At 41.8% G+C, this 18,317-nt stretch carries 14 protein-coding genes; 8 read left to right on the top strand and 6 right to left on the bottom strand.

Annotated features, from left to right (window positions below; all coding sequences use genetic code 11):
• Positions 1 to 14 precede the first annotated feature (14 nt).
• Positions 15 to 536, bottom strand: a complete 522-nt coding sequence (locus ABT310_RS12360; protein ID WP_375324194.1) for a 5'(3')-deoxyribonucleotidase — start codon at positions 534 to 536, stop codon at positions 15 to 17.
• Between the two features lie 289 nt (positions 537 to 825).
• Between ABT310_RS12360 and ABT310_RS12355 the strand changes: the two genes are divergently transcribed.
• The 5 genes from ABT310_RS12355 (at position 826) to ABT310_RS12335 (ending at position 8,774) form a co-directional block, all read left to right on the top strand.
• Positions 826 to 1,704 (top strand): aminotransferase class IV, encoded by an 879-nt coding sequence (locus ABT310_RS12355; protein ID WP_375324193.1) that lies wholly within the window; start codon positions 826 to 828, stop codon positions 1,702 to 1,704.
• A gap of 12 nt (positions 1,705 to 1,716) precedes the next feature.
• A complete protein-coding gene (locus ABT310_RS12350) occupies positions 1,717 to 3,303 on the top strand; it encodes an amidohydrolase family protein (protein WP_375324192.1) in 1,587 nt (528 codons plus the stop codon).
• Between the two features lie 13 nt (positions 3,304 to 3,316).
• Positions 3,317 to 4,612, top strand: a complete 1,296-nt coding sequence (locus tag ABT310_RS12345; protein WP_375324191.1) for a M20/M25/M40 family metallo-hydrolase — start codon at positions 3,317 to 3,319, stop codon at positions 4,610 to 4,612.
• A gap of 4 nt (positions 4,613 to 4,616) precedes the next feature.
• Positions 4,617 to 6,290, top strand: a complete 1,674-nt coding sequence (locus ABT310_RS12340; protein ID WP_375324190.1) for a serine hydrolase domain-containing protein — start codon at positions 4,617 to 4,619, stop codon at positions 6,288 to 6,290.
• A gap of 174 nt (positions 6,291 to 6,464) precedes the next feature.
• The gene (locus ABT310_RS12335; protein ID WP_375324189.1) at positions 6,465 to 8,774 is read left to right on the top strand and encodes a glycoside hydrolase family 3 N-terminal domain-containing protein; all 2,310 of its coding nucleotides are present in this window, start codon (positions 6,465 to 6,467) and stop codon (positions 8,772 to 8,774) included.
• A gap of 185 nt (positions 8,775 to 8,959) precedes the next feature.
• Here the strand turns inward: ABT310_RS12335 and ABT310_RS12330 are convergent, their stop codons facing one another.
• From ABT310_RS12330 to ABT310_RS12320, 3 genes are read right to left on the bottom strand one after another with little or no spacing between them, the layout of a single operon-like run.
• Entirely contained in the window at positions 8,960 to 9,349 is a 390-nt protein-coding gene (locus tag ABT310_RS12330; RefSeq protein ID WP_375324188.1) for a RidA family protein, read from the bottom strand.
• 24 nt (positions 9,350 to 9,373) lie between these two features.
• Positions 9,374 to 10,129, bottom strand: a complete 756-nt coding sequence (locus ABT310_RS12325; protein ID WP_375324187.1) for a hypothetical protein — start codon at positions 10,127 to 10,129, stop codon at positions 9,374 to 9,376.
• 12 nt (positions 10,130 to 10,141) lie between these two features.
• The gene (locus tag ABT310_RS12320; protein WP_375324186.1) at positions 10,142 to 10,627 is read right to left on the bottom strand and encodes a MarR family winged helix-turn-helix transcriptional regulator; all 486 of its coding nucleotides are present in this window, start codon (positions 10,625 to 10,627) and stop codon (positions 10,142 to 10,144) included.
• Positions 10,628 to 11,112: 485 nt separating this feature from the next.
• Between ABT310_RS12320 and ABT310_RS12315 the strand changes: the two genes are divergently transcribed.
• From ABT310_RS12315 to ABT310_RS12305, 3 genes are read left to right on the top strand one after another with little or no spacing between them, the layout of a single operon-like run.
• On the top strand, positions 11,113 to 11,307 hold the full coding sequence (locus ABT310_RS12315; RefSeq protein WP_375324185.1) for a 30S ribosomal protein S21: 195 nt from the start codon (positions 11,113 to 11,115) through the stop codon (positions 11,305 to 11,307).
• A gap of 4 nt (positions 11,308 to 11,311) precedes the next feature.
• The gene (locus ABT310_RS12310) at positions 11,312 to 12,046 is read left to right on the top strand and encodes an NYN domain-containing protein (protein ID WP_375324184.1); all 735 of its coding nucleotides are present in this window, start codon (positions 11,312 to 11,314) and stop codon (positions 12,044 to 12,046) included.
• A gap of 10 nt (positions 12,047 to 12,056) precedes the next feature.
• Entirely contained in the window at positions 12,057 to 12,923 is an 867-nt protein-coding gene (locus tag ABT310_RS12305) for an RNA polymerase sigma factor RpoD/SigA (protein WP_375324183.1), read from the top strand.
• A gap of 382 nt (positions 12,924 to 13,305) precedes the next feature.
• On the opposite strand, the gene ABT310_RS12300 is transcribed toward ABT310_RS12305, so the two are convergent.
• Positions 13,306 to 14,754 carry a rubredoxin gene (locus tag ABT310_RS12300; protein WP_375324182.1) on the bottom strand — a complete coding sequence of 483 codons (1,449 nt, stop codon included), beginning with the start codon at positions 14,752 to 14,754 and terminating at the stop codon, positions 13,306 to 13,308.
• A 10-nt stretch (positions 14,755 to 14,764) separates the two neighbouring features.
• Entirely contained in the window at positions 14,765 to 18,298 is a 3,534-nt protein-coding gene (locus tag ABT310_RS12295; protein ID WP_375324181.1) for a molybdopterin-dependent oxidoreductase, read from the bottom strand.
• Between the last annotated feature and the right edge of the window lie 19 nt (positions 18,299 to 18,317).

The raw sequence follows: 18,317 nt of genomic DNA, 5'->3' as shown, positions 1-18,317 counted from the left end.
ATGGCCCATACAAATTACAAAAGTTTATCGGCGATTTCCTGCCAATTATGGGCGCGCTCAAAGGTATTTACATTGGCGTTGTGCGGTGAGGAAAACATAATGGACCTCCCAGTAAAAGGTTCTAAATTTTTGCTTCGGTCATCAATCAACACATCACCCTTCAAAATATGCTTATCCCCACATAAAATTCGGTTTTGCCAAGGAATGAACGGAAAATGAAGGTCGAGCCAATCCGATTTTTCCTTTAAGGAATCCGGAAATTCCATCGCTGCAGAAGCTATATAAACTTGATATTTCTTACTCAATTCCAACAGCACCTCTTGGCTGCCGGGAATAAGTTCCAGATTTTTGAAGAACCCGACCCTTCGCGTATGGTCTTTAATGGATTTTTGATGTTCTTCCGGCACACATTGCCAAACTTCCCTGCCGAGGCATTCAGTTACACTTAAATGGGCGTTAAATTCTTGGTTGTAGATTTCGATATGGGCCATGTAAGCATCAGCAATCACCTCGTCCATATCCACAAAAATGGTCATACTTTAATTTTAGTTCCGTGAAGTACGCAAAAACTTGCTGAATAATCAAGATTTACAGACCGGTCTATCCATATCACCTGAAATTTGGTGTGCTCAAATTGCCAAAACCAAAGACCCTTTCATTATTTCTTAAAAAAAAGGGATTGGTTTTCAAGAATTCTTTAAAACTTGATTTGACCGTTATCAAACCGCTTAGACCCAGTTTTAAATTAGATAAATAACAGTTACCTTCACACATTAAGTATGGAAAAAGCGATACATCACTTTTTCAAATAAATTCAACCTTACTATGTTGCCCAAAGGAAACTTCCCCCAAAAGGTCTTTTTAAATGGTAAAATAATAACAAGTGAAGACGCCAACATCTCCGTTTTTGACCGCGGATTTTTATTTGGTGATGGTATTTACGAAGTCATGGTGCAGTTGGAAAACGGTATTTTCTACAAAAAAGCCCACCTGGATCGCTTACAGGAGAATTTGGATAAGATTGGGATTGATTTTGAGGTAGACACCCTTTACCCAGAAATTGACTCGCTTATCGAGGCTTCTGGACTTTCAAATTCGTCTTGCTTGATTTATATGCAGGTTACGCGCGGAACAGCTCCCAGAAAACATTCCTATCCCAAAGGGATAGCAGCCAGTGTGATGATGTATGCCCTGCCCTTTGAACTGCCTTACATCAATACTAAAAATATGAAGGCCATTACCACCAACGACTTTAGATGGCATCGATGCGACATCAAATCCATTTCCTTGCTCGGAAATATTATGACGAATGAGGCGGCCATGAATGCGAATTGCGATGAGGCGGTTTTAATTCGTGATGGAAAAGTTACCGAAGGGTCGCATACCAATATCTTTTTTGTGAAAGCCGGCAAAGTAATGACCCATCCTGCCAACGAACATATCTTGGATGGAATTACCCGAAAAGTCGTGGTGCAATTGTGCAAAGAATTGAATCTGACTTTGGTGGAGGAAGCAGTTGCTTTCGATGAAATTCCAACGACGGATGAGGCCTTTTTTACGGGAACCACCACACAGATAGCATCCATTGCAAAATTAGGGGAACACACGTATTACGAAGACAATACAATTGGCCCCATAACAAAACAACTCCAAGAGGCCTTTGCCAAATTGAAAGACATAGACACAGCCGACATAACTTTATAAGTGACCCGAATTATGATGACCAACCTCAAACAATTTCAAAAACCACTGCTCTTTTTAATGGTACTGTTCATTTTTTCCTGCAAAAGCAGTGAAGCATATGATGTACTTATTTTAAATGGAACCGTTTACGATGGAAAGGGCGGTGAACCCATTCAAACCGATATTGCCGTAAAAGATTCCATGATTGTGGCCCTAGGTGACTTATCTGGTGAAAAAGCCATTAAAACCATTGATGCCACAGGACTTGCCGTATCACCGGGTTTTATTGATATGCACACCCATATTGAACCCATAATGGAGCTGAATGACTGTAAAAGTCATGTAACACAAGGGGTGACCACTGCATTGGGCGGACCTGATGGAAGTTCCCCCTACCCTTTAAAACCTTACATGGATAGTTTGATGCAGAAAGGTATCGGAATGAATGTGGGCTATTTGGTGGGACATAATACTGTGCGCCGCAACATCATGGGATTGGAAAATCGTGCTCCTACCGAGGAGGAACTCAAAGCCATGGAAGCGGAAATCGACAGCGCTATGAAAGATGGCGCGTTTGGTATTTCAACCGGGTTAAAATATCTGCCGGGAGCTTTTTCAAAGGTGGATGAAGTAATTGCCTTGTCGAAGGTGGCATCTTCTTATAATGGAATTTATACTTCGCATTTGAGAGAAGAAGGTTTGGGACTGTTTGATGCCGTTGCCGAAGCCATTCAAATTTCTGAAGATGCCAATATTCCTGTTGTGCTCACCCACCATAAAGCCATTGGAAAACCTATGTGGGGCAAAAGTTCCAGGACCTTGGCCATGGTGGATTCCGCAAGAGCAAAAGGTCTCAACATTAAAATGGACCAATACCCCTACGCGGCAAGCTATACCAGCATTTCAGTTTTGATCCCCAGTTGGGCAAGAGCGGGCGGACAGGATGCATTCGCGGAAAGAATCAACGATCCAGTGTTGCGGGACAGTATTAAAAATGGCATCGTTTTCAATATTTTAAACGACCGTGGTGGTTCTGATTTGGATAGAATTCAGTTCGGTAAAGTGGAATGGGATCCAGAGTTGGAAGGAAAGACCTTGAAATATTGGTGTGAACAAAACGATTTGGAGCCTTCTGTGGAAAATGGCGCCGATATGGTGATTCAAGCACAGTTGAACGGTGGGGCAGGTTGTGTTTTCCATGCCATGGCCGAAGAAGATGTGGAAAACATCATGCAACACCCTTTTACCATGATTGGTTCCGATGGCCGATTGACACAACCGGGAATTGGCCACCCTCACCCTCGTGGCTATGGCACTTTCCCAAGAGTTTTAGGTCATTTTGTTCGTGAAAAGAAAATCTTGACTTTACCCGAGGCCATTCGTAAAATGACATCTATGCCTGCTGAAAGCTTGGAATTGTCCGATAGAGGTTTGATTCAAGAAGGAATGCGGGCGGACATTACCATTTTCAATCCAGAAACCGTAATTGACAAAGCCACATTCGAAAAACCACATCAATATTCCGTAGGAATTGAATATGTTTTGGTCAATGGTGGATTGGCCGTGGACAAGGGAGAATTTAAAGATATTAAATCAGGAATAGTACTAAAAAAGCAATAATAACCAACTCAATATGAAAAAAGCAACATTAACGCTAGCGGCGGCGTTCGGATTTTTATCCTTAACTGCTCAAGCCCAAGAAGCAACTGTCGACAAAAAATATACCAAACAAATTGAAAAATTGGCCAAGGCCAAACAAGTTAAATCTGCCTTTACCCTTATCGAGGGATATAAAGAGCAAACCGAAAAAGACCATATCACCCTAACAGAGATTTTAGCCGCTCCTTTTAAGGAAGATGCAAGGGGTGTTGCCTTTGCAAAAATGTTGGAAGAGGCAGGCGTTGATAGTCTTTGGACCGATAAGGTTGGAAATGTTATCGGACTTCGTAAGGGCACCTCTGGAGAAGCTGGCTACGTAGGCATTGATGCGCACTTGGACGTGGTTTTCCCAGAAGGCACCGATGTTACCGTTAAAAAAATTGGCGATACCCTTAAAGCCCCTGGAATTGGTGATGATACGCGAGCATTGTCCAATTTGATTTCTATGTTGAAGGCGATGAACAAAGCAGGAATCAAAACAGAAAAAGATGTGCTTATTGTAGGTTCGGTAGGTGAAGAAGGGCTTGGCGACCTACGCGGAATGAAATATATGTTCAATGAATCTGGATTGGACATCGACTCTTGGATTGCCATTGATGGAGGTGCCATGGGCCGTATCAGCAATGCAGGGCTGGGTTCCAAACGTTACAAACTTTTGGTAAAAGGAAAAGGGGGGCACTCTTGGGGTGCTTTCGGGCTTGCCAACCCTCACCACGCTTTGGGCAAAGCCATTGATGTTTTTTCAAAGGCAGCATGGGAATTCACGCAAGGAGATGTTCAAAGAACCAGCTTTAACGTTGGTAGAATTGGTGGCGGAACTTCAGTAAATTCCATTCCTTTCGAATCTTGGATGGAAGTGGATATGCGTGCCATCAGCCCAAAAAACTTGGATGAAATCGAGGCGATTTTCAAATCATCTGTGGAAAAAGCCATAGCCGAATACAATGCCAGCGGTGTTGAAGGCGAGGTAACCTACGAACTCATCAAAATTGGGGATAGACCCTCGGGTGAATTGGCACCAGAGGTGCCCTTGGTGCAAAGAGGTATGGCCGCCACAGAATTTTTTGGGGTACAACCCTCCTTGGGAAGAGGTTCTACCAATATCAACATTCCTGTTTCCAAAGGAATCCCAGCTATTTGTATTGGACGTGGCGGTAAAGGTGGAGGCGCCCACTCACTTCACGAGTGGTATGTAAACGATGAGAAAGCCGAAGAATCCATCAAATTGGCTTTATTGATAACCCTTGCCCAAGCAGGTTTAGAAAAATAATAACATGATCAGAGTACTCCATAGATTTTTTGTTTGTATACTTTTCGTTTGCACAACATCAATTTACAGCCAACTAAGCCAAGAGCAAGAAACGAAGATCGACAACTTGTTTTTGGATTGGAACCAACCCAACCACCCCGGTGGGGCCATTGCGGTAATGCAAGGGGAACAAGTGGTGTATTCAAAAGCTTTTGGTTTGGCCAGTATGGAGTACATGGTTCCCAATGCTACGGGAACACGATTCAATGTAGCTTCGGTATCCAAGCAGTTCAGCTCTTTGGGGATTGTGAAATTGCATTTGGAGGGCAAGCTATCCATTGACGATACCATTGATAAATATATAGACGGGCTGGCTTCATTCGGAAGTAAAATCACCATCCGTCAAATGATGCACCACACCAGTGGTCTACGAAGTTTGCATGCCCTTTTTGCCCTAGCGGGTTGGAGAAATGACGATTCCAGAACCAATACTGATTTGGATAGGTTGATGTTGCTCCAAACCGACCTTAATTTTGAACCTGGTTCGGAGTACCTCTATTGCAATACGGGCTACATGTTCTTGGCCAGCATCATTGAAAAGGTCACCAACAAACCCTTTGTGGATTATATGGAACAGGAAGTGTTCATCCCTTTAGGAATGCACGAAACGTATGTAGAAGACCGTTACGATAGAATTGTTCCGAACAATGCCACCTCTTACTACACCCAAAGGGATGGATTTGTTCGTGCTGTGGAGTATTGGGGCTATGTGGGCTCTGGAAATATGCACACCACAACGGCTGATTTATTAAAATACCTGAAGAATTATTACAGCCCAACAACAGGTTGGAAAGCTGCGTTTGATATGATGCAGACACTCGACCCATTGAACGATGGTAGTTTTAACCAATATGCATTTGGGGTGAACGTGGAAGAGATTTTGGGCAAAAAACGGGTAAGCCATGGGGGTTCCATTGGAGGTTTCCGTTCCCATATTGCCGTGTTCCCGAACGATAAAACCAGTATTGCCATCATCACCAATTTTTCGTCTTCAAATCCATCCGGAAAATTAAATGATATTGCGGAAATCCTTTTCGACCAAAAAATGACCCCGAAGGAATTGACACCCGCCAAAATTTCAAATAGTAGCAAAGAGTCCATAACGGGCACGTATTGGAACGATGATTTGTATGAAGAAAACGAAGTGGAATTTAGTGGTGACACCCTATTTCTAGGAAGTTCCAAAGCCGCATTTATTCCAGTTGACAAAAATAAATTTGAGGCCATTTGGAGTGGAACCACTGTCACTTTTAAAGGAAACCAGTTTACGTACCAACCTCATAGTGGCAAACCTCAAGTATTCAAAACATTTAAAGAAGAGCCCCTAACAGAAGTAATGGCCAAAGAGTATGAAGGGGCCTATTACAGTCGTGAAATCCATACTTCCTATGCCATTTTTCATAAAGAGGGAGAACTGTTTGCCTATCATATCCGTCACGGTGAAATTAAATTGGAGCAGAAATTCAAAGACATGTTAGTGGGTGATTATCCGTTACGCGCATTGAAATTTAAACGGGAAAACGGTAAGATCACCGGAGTATTCATTTCAGACGGCAGAGCAAGAAACCTTTGGTTTGAAAAACCAATTAAACGCCATATTGGAAAAAATAACGATTCAAAAAGCTACCGAGGTTTTTGATATGTAATAGGATTACAATCACAAAAAAGTTGGGTGGCCATCATTGTATCCCCTTTTTGTGAAAATCTGCTCTATTGTCGTATTTCAGCGAAAAGTATGGGGTATAAATTCCCTTTTTCACCTCCCAGTAGTTAAATTGCAAGGAATTCGCACATAGCAACTAAACAACAACATATGCAAACTATCAAACAACAATTTCAATTGGGCAGCATCCTTTTGACCGCCTTAGTGGTGGGCTGCTCCCCGAAGTTTACCGAAGAAACCAAGGATGGTTTCAATCTTGTCCATAATGAAGCTGGTAAAACCCTTGGGTATAGTCCCGCCTCCAAGGTTTCCCTTTTAACGGTTGACCAATATGCTTTTAAAGATTTGAATCAAAATGGTACTTTGGACCCTTATGAAGATTGGCGATTGAGTACCGAGGAACGTGCCAAGGATTTGGCTTCCAAAATGAGTGTGGAACAAATAGCAGGTTTAATGCTCTACAGTGCCCACCAATCCATTCCGGGCGGAGGAAACAGCTTTTTTGGTCCCGTTACCTATGGTGGTAAACCTTATGCCGAAAGCGGAGCCAAGGCAAGTGACCTCTCCGATGTCCAGAAAACATTTCTTCAAGAAGATAATTTAAGACATGTTTTGATTACCAGTGTGGAAACACCAGGTATTGCCGCACAATGGAACAACAATGCCCAAGCTCTGGTGGAGGGCATTGGCATGGGAATTCCTGTGAATACCAGTAGTGACCCTCGACACGGAAGTGATTCCTATGCAGAGTTCAATGCCGGTGCAGGGGGTAAAATCTCCATGTGGCCGAGCACTTTGGGAGTCGCTGCCAGCTTTGACCCAGCTTTAATGCAACAATTTGGAGACGTGGCTTCCCAAGAGTATCGTGCACTGGGAATAGCTACAGCACTATCCCCTCAAATTGATTTGGCCACTGAGCCAAGATGGTCCCGTTTTGACGGCACCATGGGTGAAGACCCGCAATTAGCCGCCGATATGGCTAGGGCTTATGTAGATGGGTTTCAATCTACCGATGGTGGTGGATGGGGCCATCAAAGTGTAAACGCCATGGTAAAACACTGGCCGGGCGGAGGCCCAGAAGAAGGGGGGCGTGATGCACATTTTGGTTACGGCTCTTATGCTGCTTACCCTGGCAACAATCTTAAAGATCATTTGATCCCGTTTACCGAAGGTGCTTTCAAATTGAATGGCCCTACTAAAATGGCCACTGCCGTAATGCCCTATTATACCATTTCCACTGATATGGATACAAAGAATGAGGAAAATGTGGGCAACTCCTATAACAAATACCTCATCACCGATTTATTAAGAGGGGAATATGGTTATGATGGGGTGATCTGTACCGATTGGGGAATTACGAATGATGCACCTAATGTGTATGAGTTTAGAGGAAAACCATGGGGTGTCGAAAATTTGAGCGTGGCGGAACGTCACTATAAAATTATTGAAGCAGGATGCGACCAATTCGGTGGAAATAATGATATGGGGCCTGTGATTGAAGCTTATGAAATGGGTGTCGCAGAACATGGTGAAGAATATATGCGCCAACGTTTTGAAACCTCTGCCGTGCGTTTGCTACGTAATATCTTCAATACCGGATTGTTTGAAAATCCATACTTGGATGTAGCTGAAACTGAACAGACCGTTGGTAAAGCAGAGTTTATGGCTGCTGGTTATAACGCACAATTAAAATCCATTGTGATGTTAAAGAACCAAGCCGCAGCACTACCGATGACCACCAAGAAAAAGGTTTATGTGCCACAACGTTATGTGGCCTCCACAACCAACTGGTTTGGGGTTCAAACCCCAGAGCGCACCGAATATCCATTCAATATGGAGGTGGTTGAAAAATATTATGAGGTAGTGGAAAATCCTGAGGATGCAGACTTTGCCTTGGTTGGAATCACCAATCCTGACGGCGGTGTAGGGTATGATGTTACCGACACTGAAAAAGGTGGAAACGGTTATGTCCCCATTAGTTTGCAATATGGGACTTACACTGCCACCACTGCAAGGGAAACCAGTTTAGCTGGTGGTAGCCCATTTGAAGATTTTACCAATCGTTCGTATAAAGATAAAACTACGACGGCATCCAATAGTTCAGATATGGCTTTGGTGACTGATACCAAACGTAAAATGGGTGACAAACCTGTGGTAGTGGTCGTCAAGGTTTCCAAACCTATGATCTTTGCTGAAATTGAACCGTCTGCCGATGCCATTTTGGTTCAGATGGGCGTGCAGGACCAAGCGATTTTGGATATCATTTCTGGAAAAACGGAACCCTCTGCCCTTCTACCCTTCCAAATGCCCAGCAATATGGTAACGGTTGAAAGTCAGTTTGAAGACGTTCCTAGAGACATGGAACCTTATACCGATGTCGAAGGCAATAGCTATGATTTCGCTTACGGACTGAACTGGAACGGGGTTATTAATGACGCAAGAGTGGAGAAATACAAGTAGTTAAACGAATCTATAAAATATGAAAGGCCCCTTTTAAAGGGGCTTTTTTTATACTAAAGCACTGTCAATACTGTGCGTATTCCTGTCACCTTCCTTGGATAGATTCTTTAGTTTGTTATGCTCATCAAAAAGATAGAAAACAATTTAAACCTTTGTGCTTAAATCAATGAGTTGGTTTGGGTTTCTTATTTTGCCACTATTGCATCGACCTCAATTTCTATTAGCCAATCTGGGTTGATAAAGCCAGAAACCTGCATAATGGTATCAACAGGTTTGATGGTCTTAAAATAGGACGCGCGAACATTTGCCGCTTCTTTCCAGTCTTTTATGTTCACCAACAACATGCGAGTTCTAACAACATCCTTTAAACTCGACCCTGCTTTCTCCAAGGCAGTCTCAATGGTTTCCAAACATTGCTTGGTCTGTAAGGCAACATCACCAATCCCCACGGTCTCACCACTTGCATTCAATGGAGCTGTTCCTCCTATGGTAATATATGGTCCCACGCGAACTGCCCGACTAAAGCCAATGGTTTCTTCATATGGGCTTCCGCTTGATACTAAAACTCGTTTCATAATTAGCTTTTTAAAATGGTTTCCTTAATGGTTTTTCATTTTTTGCATTTGTTCATTGGCCTCTTTGAAGATCCCACGGATTACGTCACCGTTGGAGGGTTCCTCCGCTAGCGTTTCTGGATTCCATTGACTGCGTTCCGTTGCAAAAAAATCACCCCCATAAATGTGCAGTCCACCGGTAAACCGTTTTAAGGGATTGGTAACCGAGTGAATGGCACTGGTATTTAAGGTGGCAACGTCCCCTTCAAACAAACACCTTACGTCCTTAGCCTCCAATCCATTTTTCTGGTTTTCCCAAATAATATTGTCCTCTCGACCTGTATAGATGCCAATGTTGGCCCACATTTTATGATTATGGGGCATAAGGTTCATTTGTGGTGTCCAAGATGCCGCAAAAATGGTGAGTTCTTTGGTCCTCAAAAAAACTTTTAAACCTGCTTCAGTTGGCTCACCAATAGCCTTTAGCATATCCGAAGCGTTGGAGACCCCCCTTTTCAAAACTTCCTTAACGGCTGCCTGTGAATCCACCTCCTTATTGGCCTCTATACATTCCTCAATGAATTTTTGCATATCCACCAATTCACGTTCCCCAATGGGAATTATTCTTTCGCCATGATCTAAGGCTTCCTTGTCTATTTCCGTCTTGGCTGAAGCCATAAAACTTGGGAGCACAGATAAGCTTAAGCCCAATGCCATAGTTCTAACCATGCCTCGCCTTGATAATTCCACTGTGGGTATTTTGTTGTGGGCATTTTGAAATTCATTTGTAAAGATTGACATATGGGTATGTGTTTAGGTTTTCGTGTATTCGTGGTAAAATCTTTCATTCAAGGGAATTTCCTTTAATGAAGCTTCAATGTCATCAAGGTATTTGATGATGGATAGGTCTTCTTTAAGCAACTGATAGATGGCATACTCGCAACTTGCCCATATTTTCTCAAGTTCTGGTAAAAGATTCAGGGCCTTTTGGGTTAGTTCAATATTTTGTTTTCTCTTGTCTATCGGGTCCTTTTTAGACGTTATATAGCCTTTTTTAGTCATTTTCTTGAGCATAACCACAGTGGACGGAGGTGAATAACCCAATTGTTCGGCTATTTCGACCATGGTAAGCGCTTTATTTTCTTTTAATAATTTGAATACCAAATGCCAACTGGGTTCAACATCAAGATCTAATTGCTTGAAAAATTTCCTGGTGTCATGGGCCATTCTGTCGCTTATTCGTTTCAATCTATTATCCAAGGCCCTGTAACCCGATTGTTTAATAAAATCTCTATTCATATTCTTTAATGTGATCATTAAAGGTAATCAATATATTTAGTTAACTAATTAGTTGACTAAAATATTAATTAAAAAAATTTGGCAAGCTATCCTTTCTCCGCAAAAAAATATCTTCAGTCCATATTAATTTCCAACGCCGCCATTAAAATGGAATGAAGGCGCAAATTGGGAGAGTCAAAGCGGTACTTATTTGATTTTAAACGGCTGAAATCCAATTTAAATCCGTTCCTTTACATCACATTAAAATTATGGACGAAAATTAGACCTGTCCTTAAATAAAAAAGACCGCCCGTTATACCACCGCAGCATTTAAAGGGCCACTTCTTAATTATTTTTCGCTTGTACCAATATTCGAATTTCGTAGGCCTTTAGGCCCATCGGCGAAGTTATAGTTGTTATCCACTTTAAAGTGCCAAACCTTTACCGCACTCTTTTTTTGTTTTCAACTGCATCATGATTTGTACATCATTTTTAAAAAATACTATATGCTTAAAATTAAAATCGTACCAGGGGAGAATATTGAAAGAGCCCTGAAAAGATATCGAAATAAAGTACGTAATACCAAACAGTTGAACTCCATTAGAAATAATAAAGAGTTTACCAAAAAATCCACGGCTAAACGGGAACAGATGGCCAAGGCCGTGTACCTGAATGAATACAAGCTAAAAATGGAGGAATAGATTTATGGAGAAGGATTTAAACTTGGCAGTATTGATCGATGGGGACAACATTCCATCAAGATATGTCAAGGAAATGTTGGAGGAAATCGCAAAATATGGTAACCCCAGCATCAAAAGGATTTATGGTGATTGGACAAAACCCAGTCTCGTAAAATGGAAGGATGTACTCCTTAAAAATGCCATTACCCCAATTCAACAATACGGTTATACCACGGGCAAGAACGCTACCGACAGTGCCATGATCATAGATGCCATGGATATTCTTTACTCGGGCAAGGTAAACGGATTCTCTTTGGTTTCCAGTGACAGTGATTTTACCCGATTGGCCATTCGATTACGGGAGGCCGGAATGACAGTGTTTGGAATTGGTGAACGAAAGACCCCAGACCCTTTTATTGTTTCTTGTGATAAGTTCATTTATCTTGAAATACTTCACAAAACCGGTACGGAGGAATCACCGCTAACCAAAAAGGGCAAAACCAATCCCGTTGATAAAATCACCTCGAAGGTCATCCAATTAATTCTTTCCACCATTGCAGATTTGGAGGACGAAGAAGGTTGGGCCTTTTTAGGAGAGGTCGGGGCTTTACTTCAAAAAAAACAGCCCAATTTCGATGCTCGGAACTTTGGTTTTCGAAAACTTACCCCACTGGTTAAGTCCATCAGCCAAATTGAAACCGAATCCAGAAAAAACCCAAAGGGCAATGGAAACCTAATTTACGTTAGGTCAATGACTTAAAATTAAGTTTATGCGATCACTTACCATATCCAAGCAGATTACCAATAGGGAAAACCCTGCTCTTTCAAAATATCTGACCGATATAAGTCGAATCCCCATGATCTCGGCGGAGGAAGAGGTGGAACTGGCCATTCGGATTAGAAATGGCGATGCGGAGGCATTGGAAAAATTGATCGTTTCCAATTTAAGGTTTGTGGTGTCCGTTGCCAAACAATATCAATCCAGGGGCCTAAACTTACATGACCTGATCAATGAAGGTAATCTTGGTCTGGTCAAGGCGGCATCGAAATTTGACGAGACCCGAGGCTTCAAATTTATCTCTTATGCGGTATGGTGGATTCGTCAGGGCATCATTCAGGCAGTTTCCGAGAAATCGAGAATTGTACGCTTGCCATTGAACAAGATCAATGTGATCAATAAAATAAATGATGTCACCTCAAAATTTGAGCAATCCCATCAAAGACCTCCTACTGCCGATGAAATTTCGGAACTAATTGATTTTTCCATTGCTGAAATTCAACTTTGCCTGGAGCATTCTTCTTGGCCCATTTCCATGGATAAGTCCTTACGACCTGAAGAGGATGGCTTTAGTTTACATGATCTTATTGCGTCTGATAGTTTTAATAGTCCCGAGCATAACTTATCACATTCATCTTTACAGATAGAAATTGAAAGTGTTTTGGGTTTGCTGTCCCATAGGGAGGCTTATGTTATTAAAATGGTTTTTGGCATTGGCGGTGAAAGTCCTTTAGGAATGCAACAGATTGCCTATGATTTGGATATTACCCAGGAACGGGTAAGACAGATAAAAATGAAGGCCTTGACCAGATTAAGAAATTCTTCAAAGACCAATCTTTTAAAAGAGTACATGGATTAATTTCCGATAGTCTGCTTTTCCTATTTTTAAAATGCTCTTATCAAATTATCTGCCAATTGTTGGGTTATTAATAAGCATTTGGTATAGTATTGCCATCCTGCAATTTTATCAAACAAAGTCATTCGGAAGTATAGTAAAAATTGTTTTGATTATTACCCTCATCAATATCATATCCCAAGGAATTATGTATTCAACATTCCAAATCTTTAGAACATTGCCTAATTGATTCTTTATTAAAGTTGGGTTAGGGTACGGTATAACTTGTATCAAAGGAAAAAATATATTGCTGAACTTAGAATTAGATCGTTTAATTGAACTTTACATCTAATTTTTCGATACACTATTTAAGCGCCCCGATCTCTTTACAATCCTTTTTAATTTTTCACCTTTCCAACATCAATTCAACTCTGGCAAAACTTTCCGGTCCAGCTCCACAAACATTACATTCATAGGTTTCCGGCAAATCTTCAAACTTTGTGTTGGGTTCTATATTTGATATAGAATCACCAATGGCATCATCATAAACTGTGAAACATTTTTGGCATTGGTGCACCTGGTTTTTCACCTGTTCACACTTCGTGATCTTGATGGTCTCCTCTTCCTTTTCCTTTCCTAGTTCATGAAAATAGTGCTTGCTCAATTCAATCAAAAGGTCGGGTAACTCCTTTTGATCTACTTCTTGTGCAAAAGTCTTGATTCGCCTGGTATTTGGGTCAAAATTTTTAAAGTACCGAATATTATAGGTGGGTCTTGAATTTGGATTGAACTCCTCAACCTTTCTGGAAATCGGGTTCTTTTCAATAACAATGGAGGACATATGCGTTTGTTTGCCCACTTCGTTACTGATCCCAAAAGTAAGGCCGTAGGTGCTAATATCGTTTTGGTCAAAACACTGCACCAAATATCTTTTCAAATGGAGTGCTGGACTATCATCTACAGGTAGGTGCCAATTCATCTCCAATTGAGAATGTCGAACATTGATACCCCTTTCTCCCAAAAATAGTTCCAAGGCCGTTCTACTATCCTTTGGAATGCCCTTAACAATAAATGATTTCCACGGGGTAATACATATTTTTCCAATACTTTGATCCAAGCAAAAACTACAGAACTCCTTCAAAAATTTGAGATTGTACCTGTTGTTTCTCCAATAAAGTCCCAACCAAAATTGATCTATTCCCATTCGGTTCAATCCCTCGTAATACGGAAAGGTTTGATAGGGTATCACCAATTCCTTATCCATGGCCTTATTATTGGTAGTGCCCAAGGTTTCATTTAGGGCGGTGAACAATTCCTCCACATTTTGAATCTCCCCATGAATCTTTTCAATCTCAAGAGATATATCTGCAATGTCCCAACTATACACCAGAACAGGGTAATAGGCACTCGTCTTCCAGTGCGGCAATAAAATGTTCAAATACCAATAATCCTCATGCTCAGACGCAATAAAATTCAAGTTGCCCCCAAAAATGGGAACTAATCGCTGCTTTGGGTCCGTGATGTTTATTTTCAACTTGGGCAAAAAGTCGAACATCTCCAATAGATACAAATAGGTGGAACCTTTTAACCAATCCGTGGAATCAAATATATCGGCACTCACATAGGAACACACAATATTTTGGTAAGATCTATCTGCAATGATATCCGTTGAGCTGTTCAGTATTTTATCAAACTGCTCTGGTCTTGAATTGTCTGTTGGACATAAAATATCCTGCCTAGACCCAAAATAGACCTCCGATAATCCATTGGACTCTAAAAGTGTGATACTTTCCATGAGTTCTCCTGGTGATGTTACCCCGCCCTTTACAAAAATTCTGTGCAAATCGTCGTTCATAATCCTCACATTAAACTGTAGCTGTTTTTAATTGTGCATCCAAAATGGCCTTCACTTCTGGCTTGCAGCTTCCGCACCCTAAACCTGCCCCTGTTTGTGCACACAAATCCTTAAATTCGGAACAGCCACCGGATATGGCATCCTTTAAGTTTCCATCTCCCACTTGACTACAGGTGCAGACCATTTGTCCTTTTAGGGGTGCTCTATTTGAGGCTCCGCGCAACAATTCATTCCGTTTTTCAGAGAGTTCAACACCTTCTTCAATCAGACGTTTGAATTCCGCAAATTCATTTTTATCCCCCATCAGAATGGCTCCTTTCAACGTATCGTCTTTTACAATACATTTTTTGTAGAACCTTTGACTCACATCCATTAAAATAATTTCCTCGTAGGAAGCATCATTTTTAGGGGCATTGACCATTCCTATACTGCATAAGTCCAAATTCTCGAATTTTAGAATATTCATAAGAACGGAGCCTGAATAGGTACTTCCCAAATCCCCTAGAATATAATTGGCTGCGATATCGGCCTGTTGTTCTGCAGCAGATGTAATCCCAAAAAGTGAGTTTTGAAAATCTGCAATTTCCCCCAACGCAAAAATGGATTCGTCACTCGTCTTTAAATAGGGGTCTACCACTACCCCTCGTTTGGTTTTTAAACCAGCTTCAATGGCCAGGTTTATATTGGGTCTAGTACCAATCGCATATACAATGGCATTGCAATTGAGTGTTCTACCGGTTTTTAGGTTCACCAATAAGGTACGGGGTGATTCTTTATCTTCAAAAACAGTACTGACTTCATTATCAAAGAACAACTGAATCCCTCTTTCCGTAACATCTTCAGCCAATAATCTGCTTGCAATGGGGTCCAATTGACGTTCCATGAGTCGAGGTGCACGTTGGATGATACTGATGTTGACATCTATCTTTTTCAATGCCGCAGCCAATTCCAATCCCAATAACCCACCCCCTATAATCACCACATGTTGTTCATTTGCGGGAAGATTGGTTTGAGCCAAATAAGTCTTCAGTCGGTCTGCATCCCCACGTTCCCGCATCGTAAATCTACCCGGGCGGTCCATCCGAACATCATTGGGCACAAAAGCACGGCTGCCAGTGGCCAAAATCAGCAAATCATAATCGTGTATAGTTCCATGATCATCCGTTACCTGCTTTGCTTCCCTGTTTATAGATTGTATCCCATTATTGGCAATAAGCTCCACTTTCAATTTTTCCAATTCTCCCTTCTTTAATTTTTGAAGGGCTTCCCACCCAAGGTCATCATTGACATATTCGGGCAACAATACCCTATTGTAAAATGGATGTTCCTCCTTGGAGAATATTTTTATTTCATCTGCCCTGTTCTTATCACGATAGGATTGTACAAAGCGGTATGCCGCTGCTCCGGCTCCCACCACGACAATTTTTTGAAATGGTTTTCTGTATTTTTCAACTTGAACGGCACAGTATTTAAAATCTGGCTCTTTGGAAACAGGGTCAACGATATTATTGGTCAAGTTGTTGGCCCGACTAAAGTCATTATCGAGAATTTTTCCCCAGTGCATGGGTAAAAACACTACTCCTTCCCTAATATCATAATTGATTTTCAGCTTGACCCTTACACTTCCGCGCCGACTTTTAACCGTCACCACATCCCCTTCCTTAAAGCCCCTGATATAAGCATCGATTTGATTCATTTCCAAATAGGGAGCAGGAATATGGGTAAGAAGTCGCTTCACCTTTCCCGTTTTTGTCCGGGTATGCCATTGATCTCGCACCCTACCCGTATTTAATATTAATGGAAATTCCGGACTGGTGGTTTCCGATTTGTTGTATAAATTTCTCGGTGCATTAAAATGTGCCTTACCGTCCGAGGTAAAATAGTTTTGGTCTTGGAACAATCTTGGAGTACCGGGGTGGTCAGGAGTAGGAACGGGCCATTGAAAGCTGCCTTCGTTCTTCAATCTTTCATAGGAAAGCCCAGAAATATCGATGGTGGTGCCCTTGGTCATTAAACAATACTCATCGTAAACCTCCGAAGCTTTGGTATAATCAAAACCATGAAAACCCATTTCTTGGGCAAAGCGCCATAAAATTTCCACATCGGGCATGGCCTCTCCTGGCGGGTCGATAACTTTGGCCAAATAACTGATCCTTCGTTCCGAATTGGTCATGGTGCCCTCTTTCTCCAACCAACCTGCGGCAGGGAGCAATAAATCTGCATATTTTGTGGTCTCCGAATTATGGGAAATATCTTGAACGATGACAAAATTTGCTTTTTCAAGTGCCTTTTCAATTTTCTTGGCATTGGGCATGCTCACAATGGGATTGGTGCATACTATCCAAACGGCTTTCATTTTGCCCGATTCCAGTGCATCGAACATTTCGGTGGCCGTGTACCCGGGTTCTCCATGAATCTCGGTGCCTCCCCAAAATTCCTGAACTTCCTTTCGATGTCTGGGATTGCCCAAATCGCGATGGGCCGCTAACAAACTGGCCATTCCCCCTACTTCCCTTCCACCCATGGCATTGGGCTGGCCTGTGAGTGAAAAAGGCCCTGACCCGGGCTTCCCAATTTGACCTGTAAGCAAGGAAAGGTTGAATAATGAAACATTTTTATCAACCCCAATAACGCTTTGGTTGAGCCCCATGGTCCACATACTGATGAACCCTTTGGCATCTGAAATCATTTTGGCGGCCATTCGAATGTCATCGGCCGAAATTCCACACTTTTCAGCAGCTTGACGAATGGTAAGTTCATAAGCGGTTTGCCTGACGGCATCAAAATTGGAGGTGTGTTTTTGTATGAAGGATTTGTCAATTTTCTTTTTTTCAATAAGCCATCTGGCCATCGCATTAAAAAGTATCACATCGGTTCCCGGCAATATTTGTAAGTGTAGATCTGCCAAGGCACAGGTTTGGGTTTTTCGGGGGTCAACCACAATGATTTTTACGTTCGGATTTTCCTCCTTGTGCTTTTCTATTCTTCTAAATAAAATGGGATGGCACCATGCTGGGTTGGCCCCTGCAATCAAAAAACAATCTGCCAGCTCGATATCGGCATAGGAAATAGGAACGGCATCATTGCCAACGGTTTTCTTGTATCCCACTACAGCAGAACTCATGCACAATCGGGAGTTGGTATCTATGTTATTGGTACCCAAAAAACCTTTGGTCAATTTATTGGCCAGGTAATATTCCTCGGTAAGGCATTGTCCAGAAACGTAAAACCCAACACTATTTGGGCCATGTTTATCTATGATACTTTTAAAAACCGCAGCTGCTCTTTTAAAGGCCATATCCCAAGTAACGCGCTGCATGGGATGGTTTCTACTCCATCGCATTTCTGGATAAAGGATCCTATCGGAAGTGTCCTGAGCCACATAGTTCAAGGTTTTTCCCTTGGTACACAGCATGCCCTTATTAACAGGATAGGATTCATTTCCCGTTACAGAAAGAACACCTTTGGCATCTTTTTTTACGGTAATACCACAACCTACACCACAATAGGAACAAATAGTATCGAATGTATCCTTCTTTTGCATGAAAGGAGATTTTTAAATT

Origin of the sequence: Flagellimonas cixiensis (assembly GCF_042134615.1) — a bacterium.
In the GTDB taxonomy this organism is placed as follows: Bacteria; Bacteroidota; Bacteroidia; order Flavobacteriales; family Flavobacteriaceae; genus Flagellimonas; species Flagellimonas cixiensis.
Note: the sequence above shows the minus strand (reverse complement) of the source record. Positions and strands in the feature narration are given on the sequence as shown.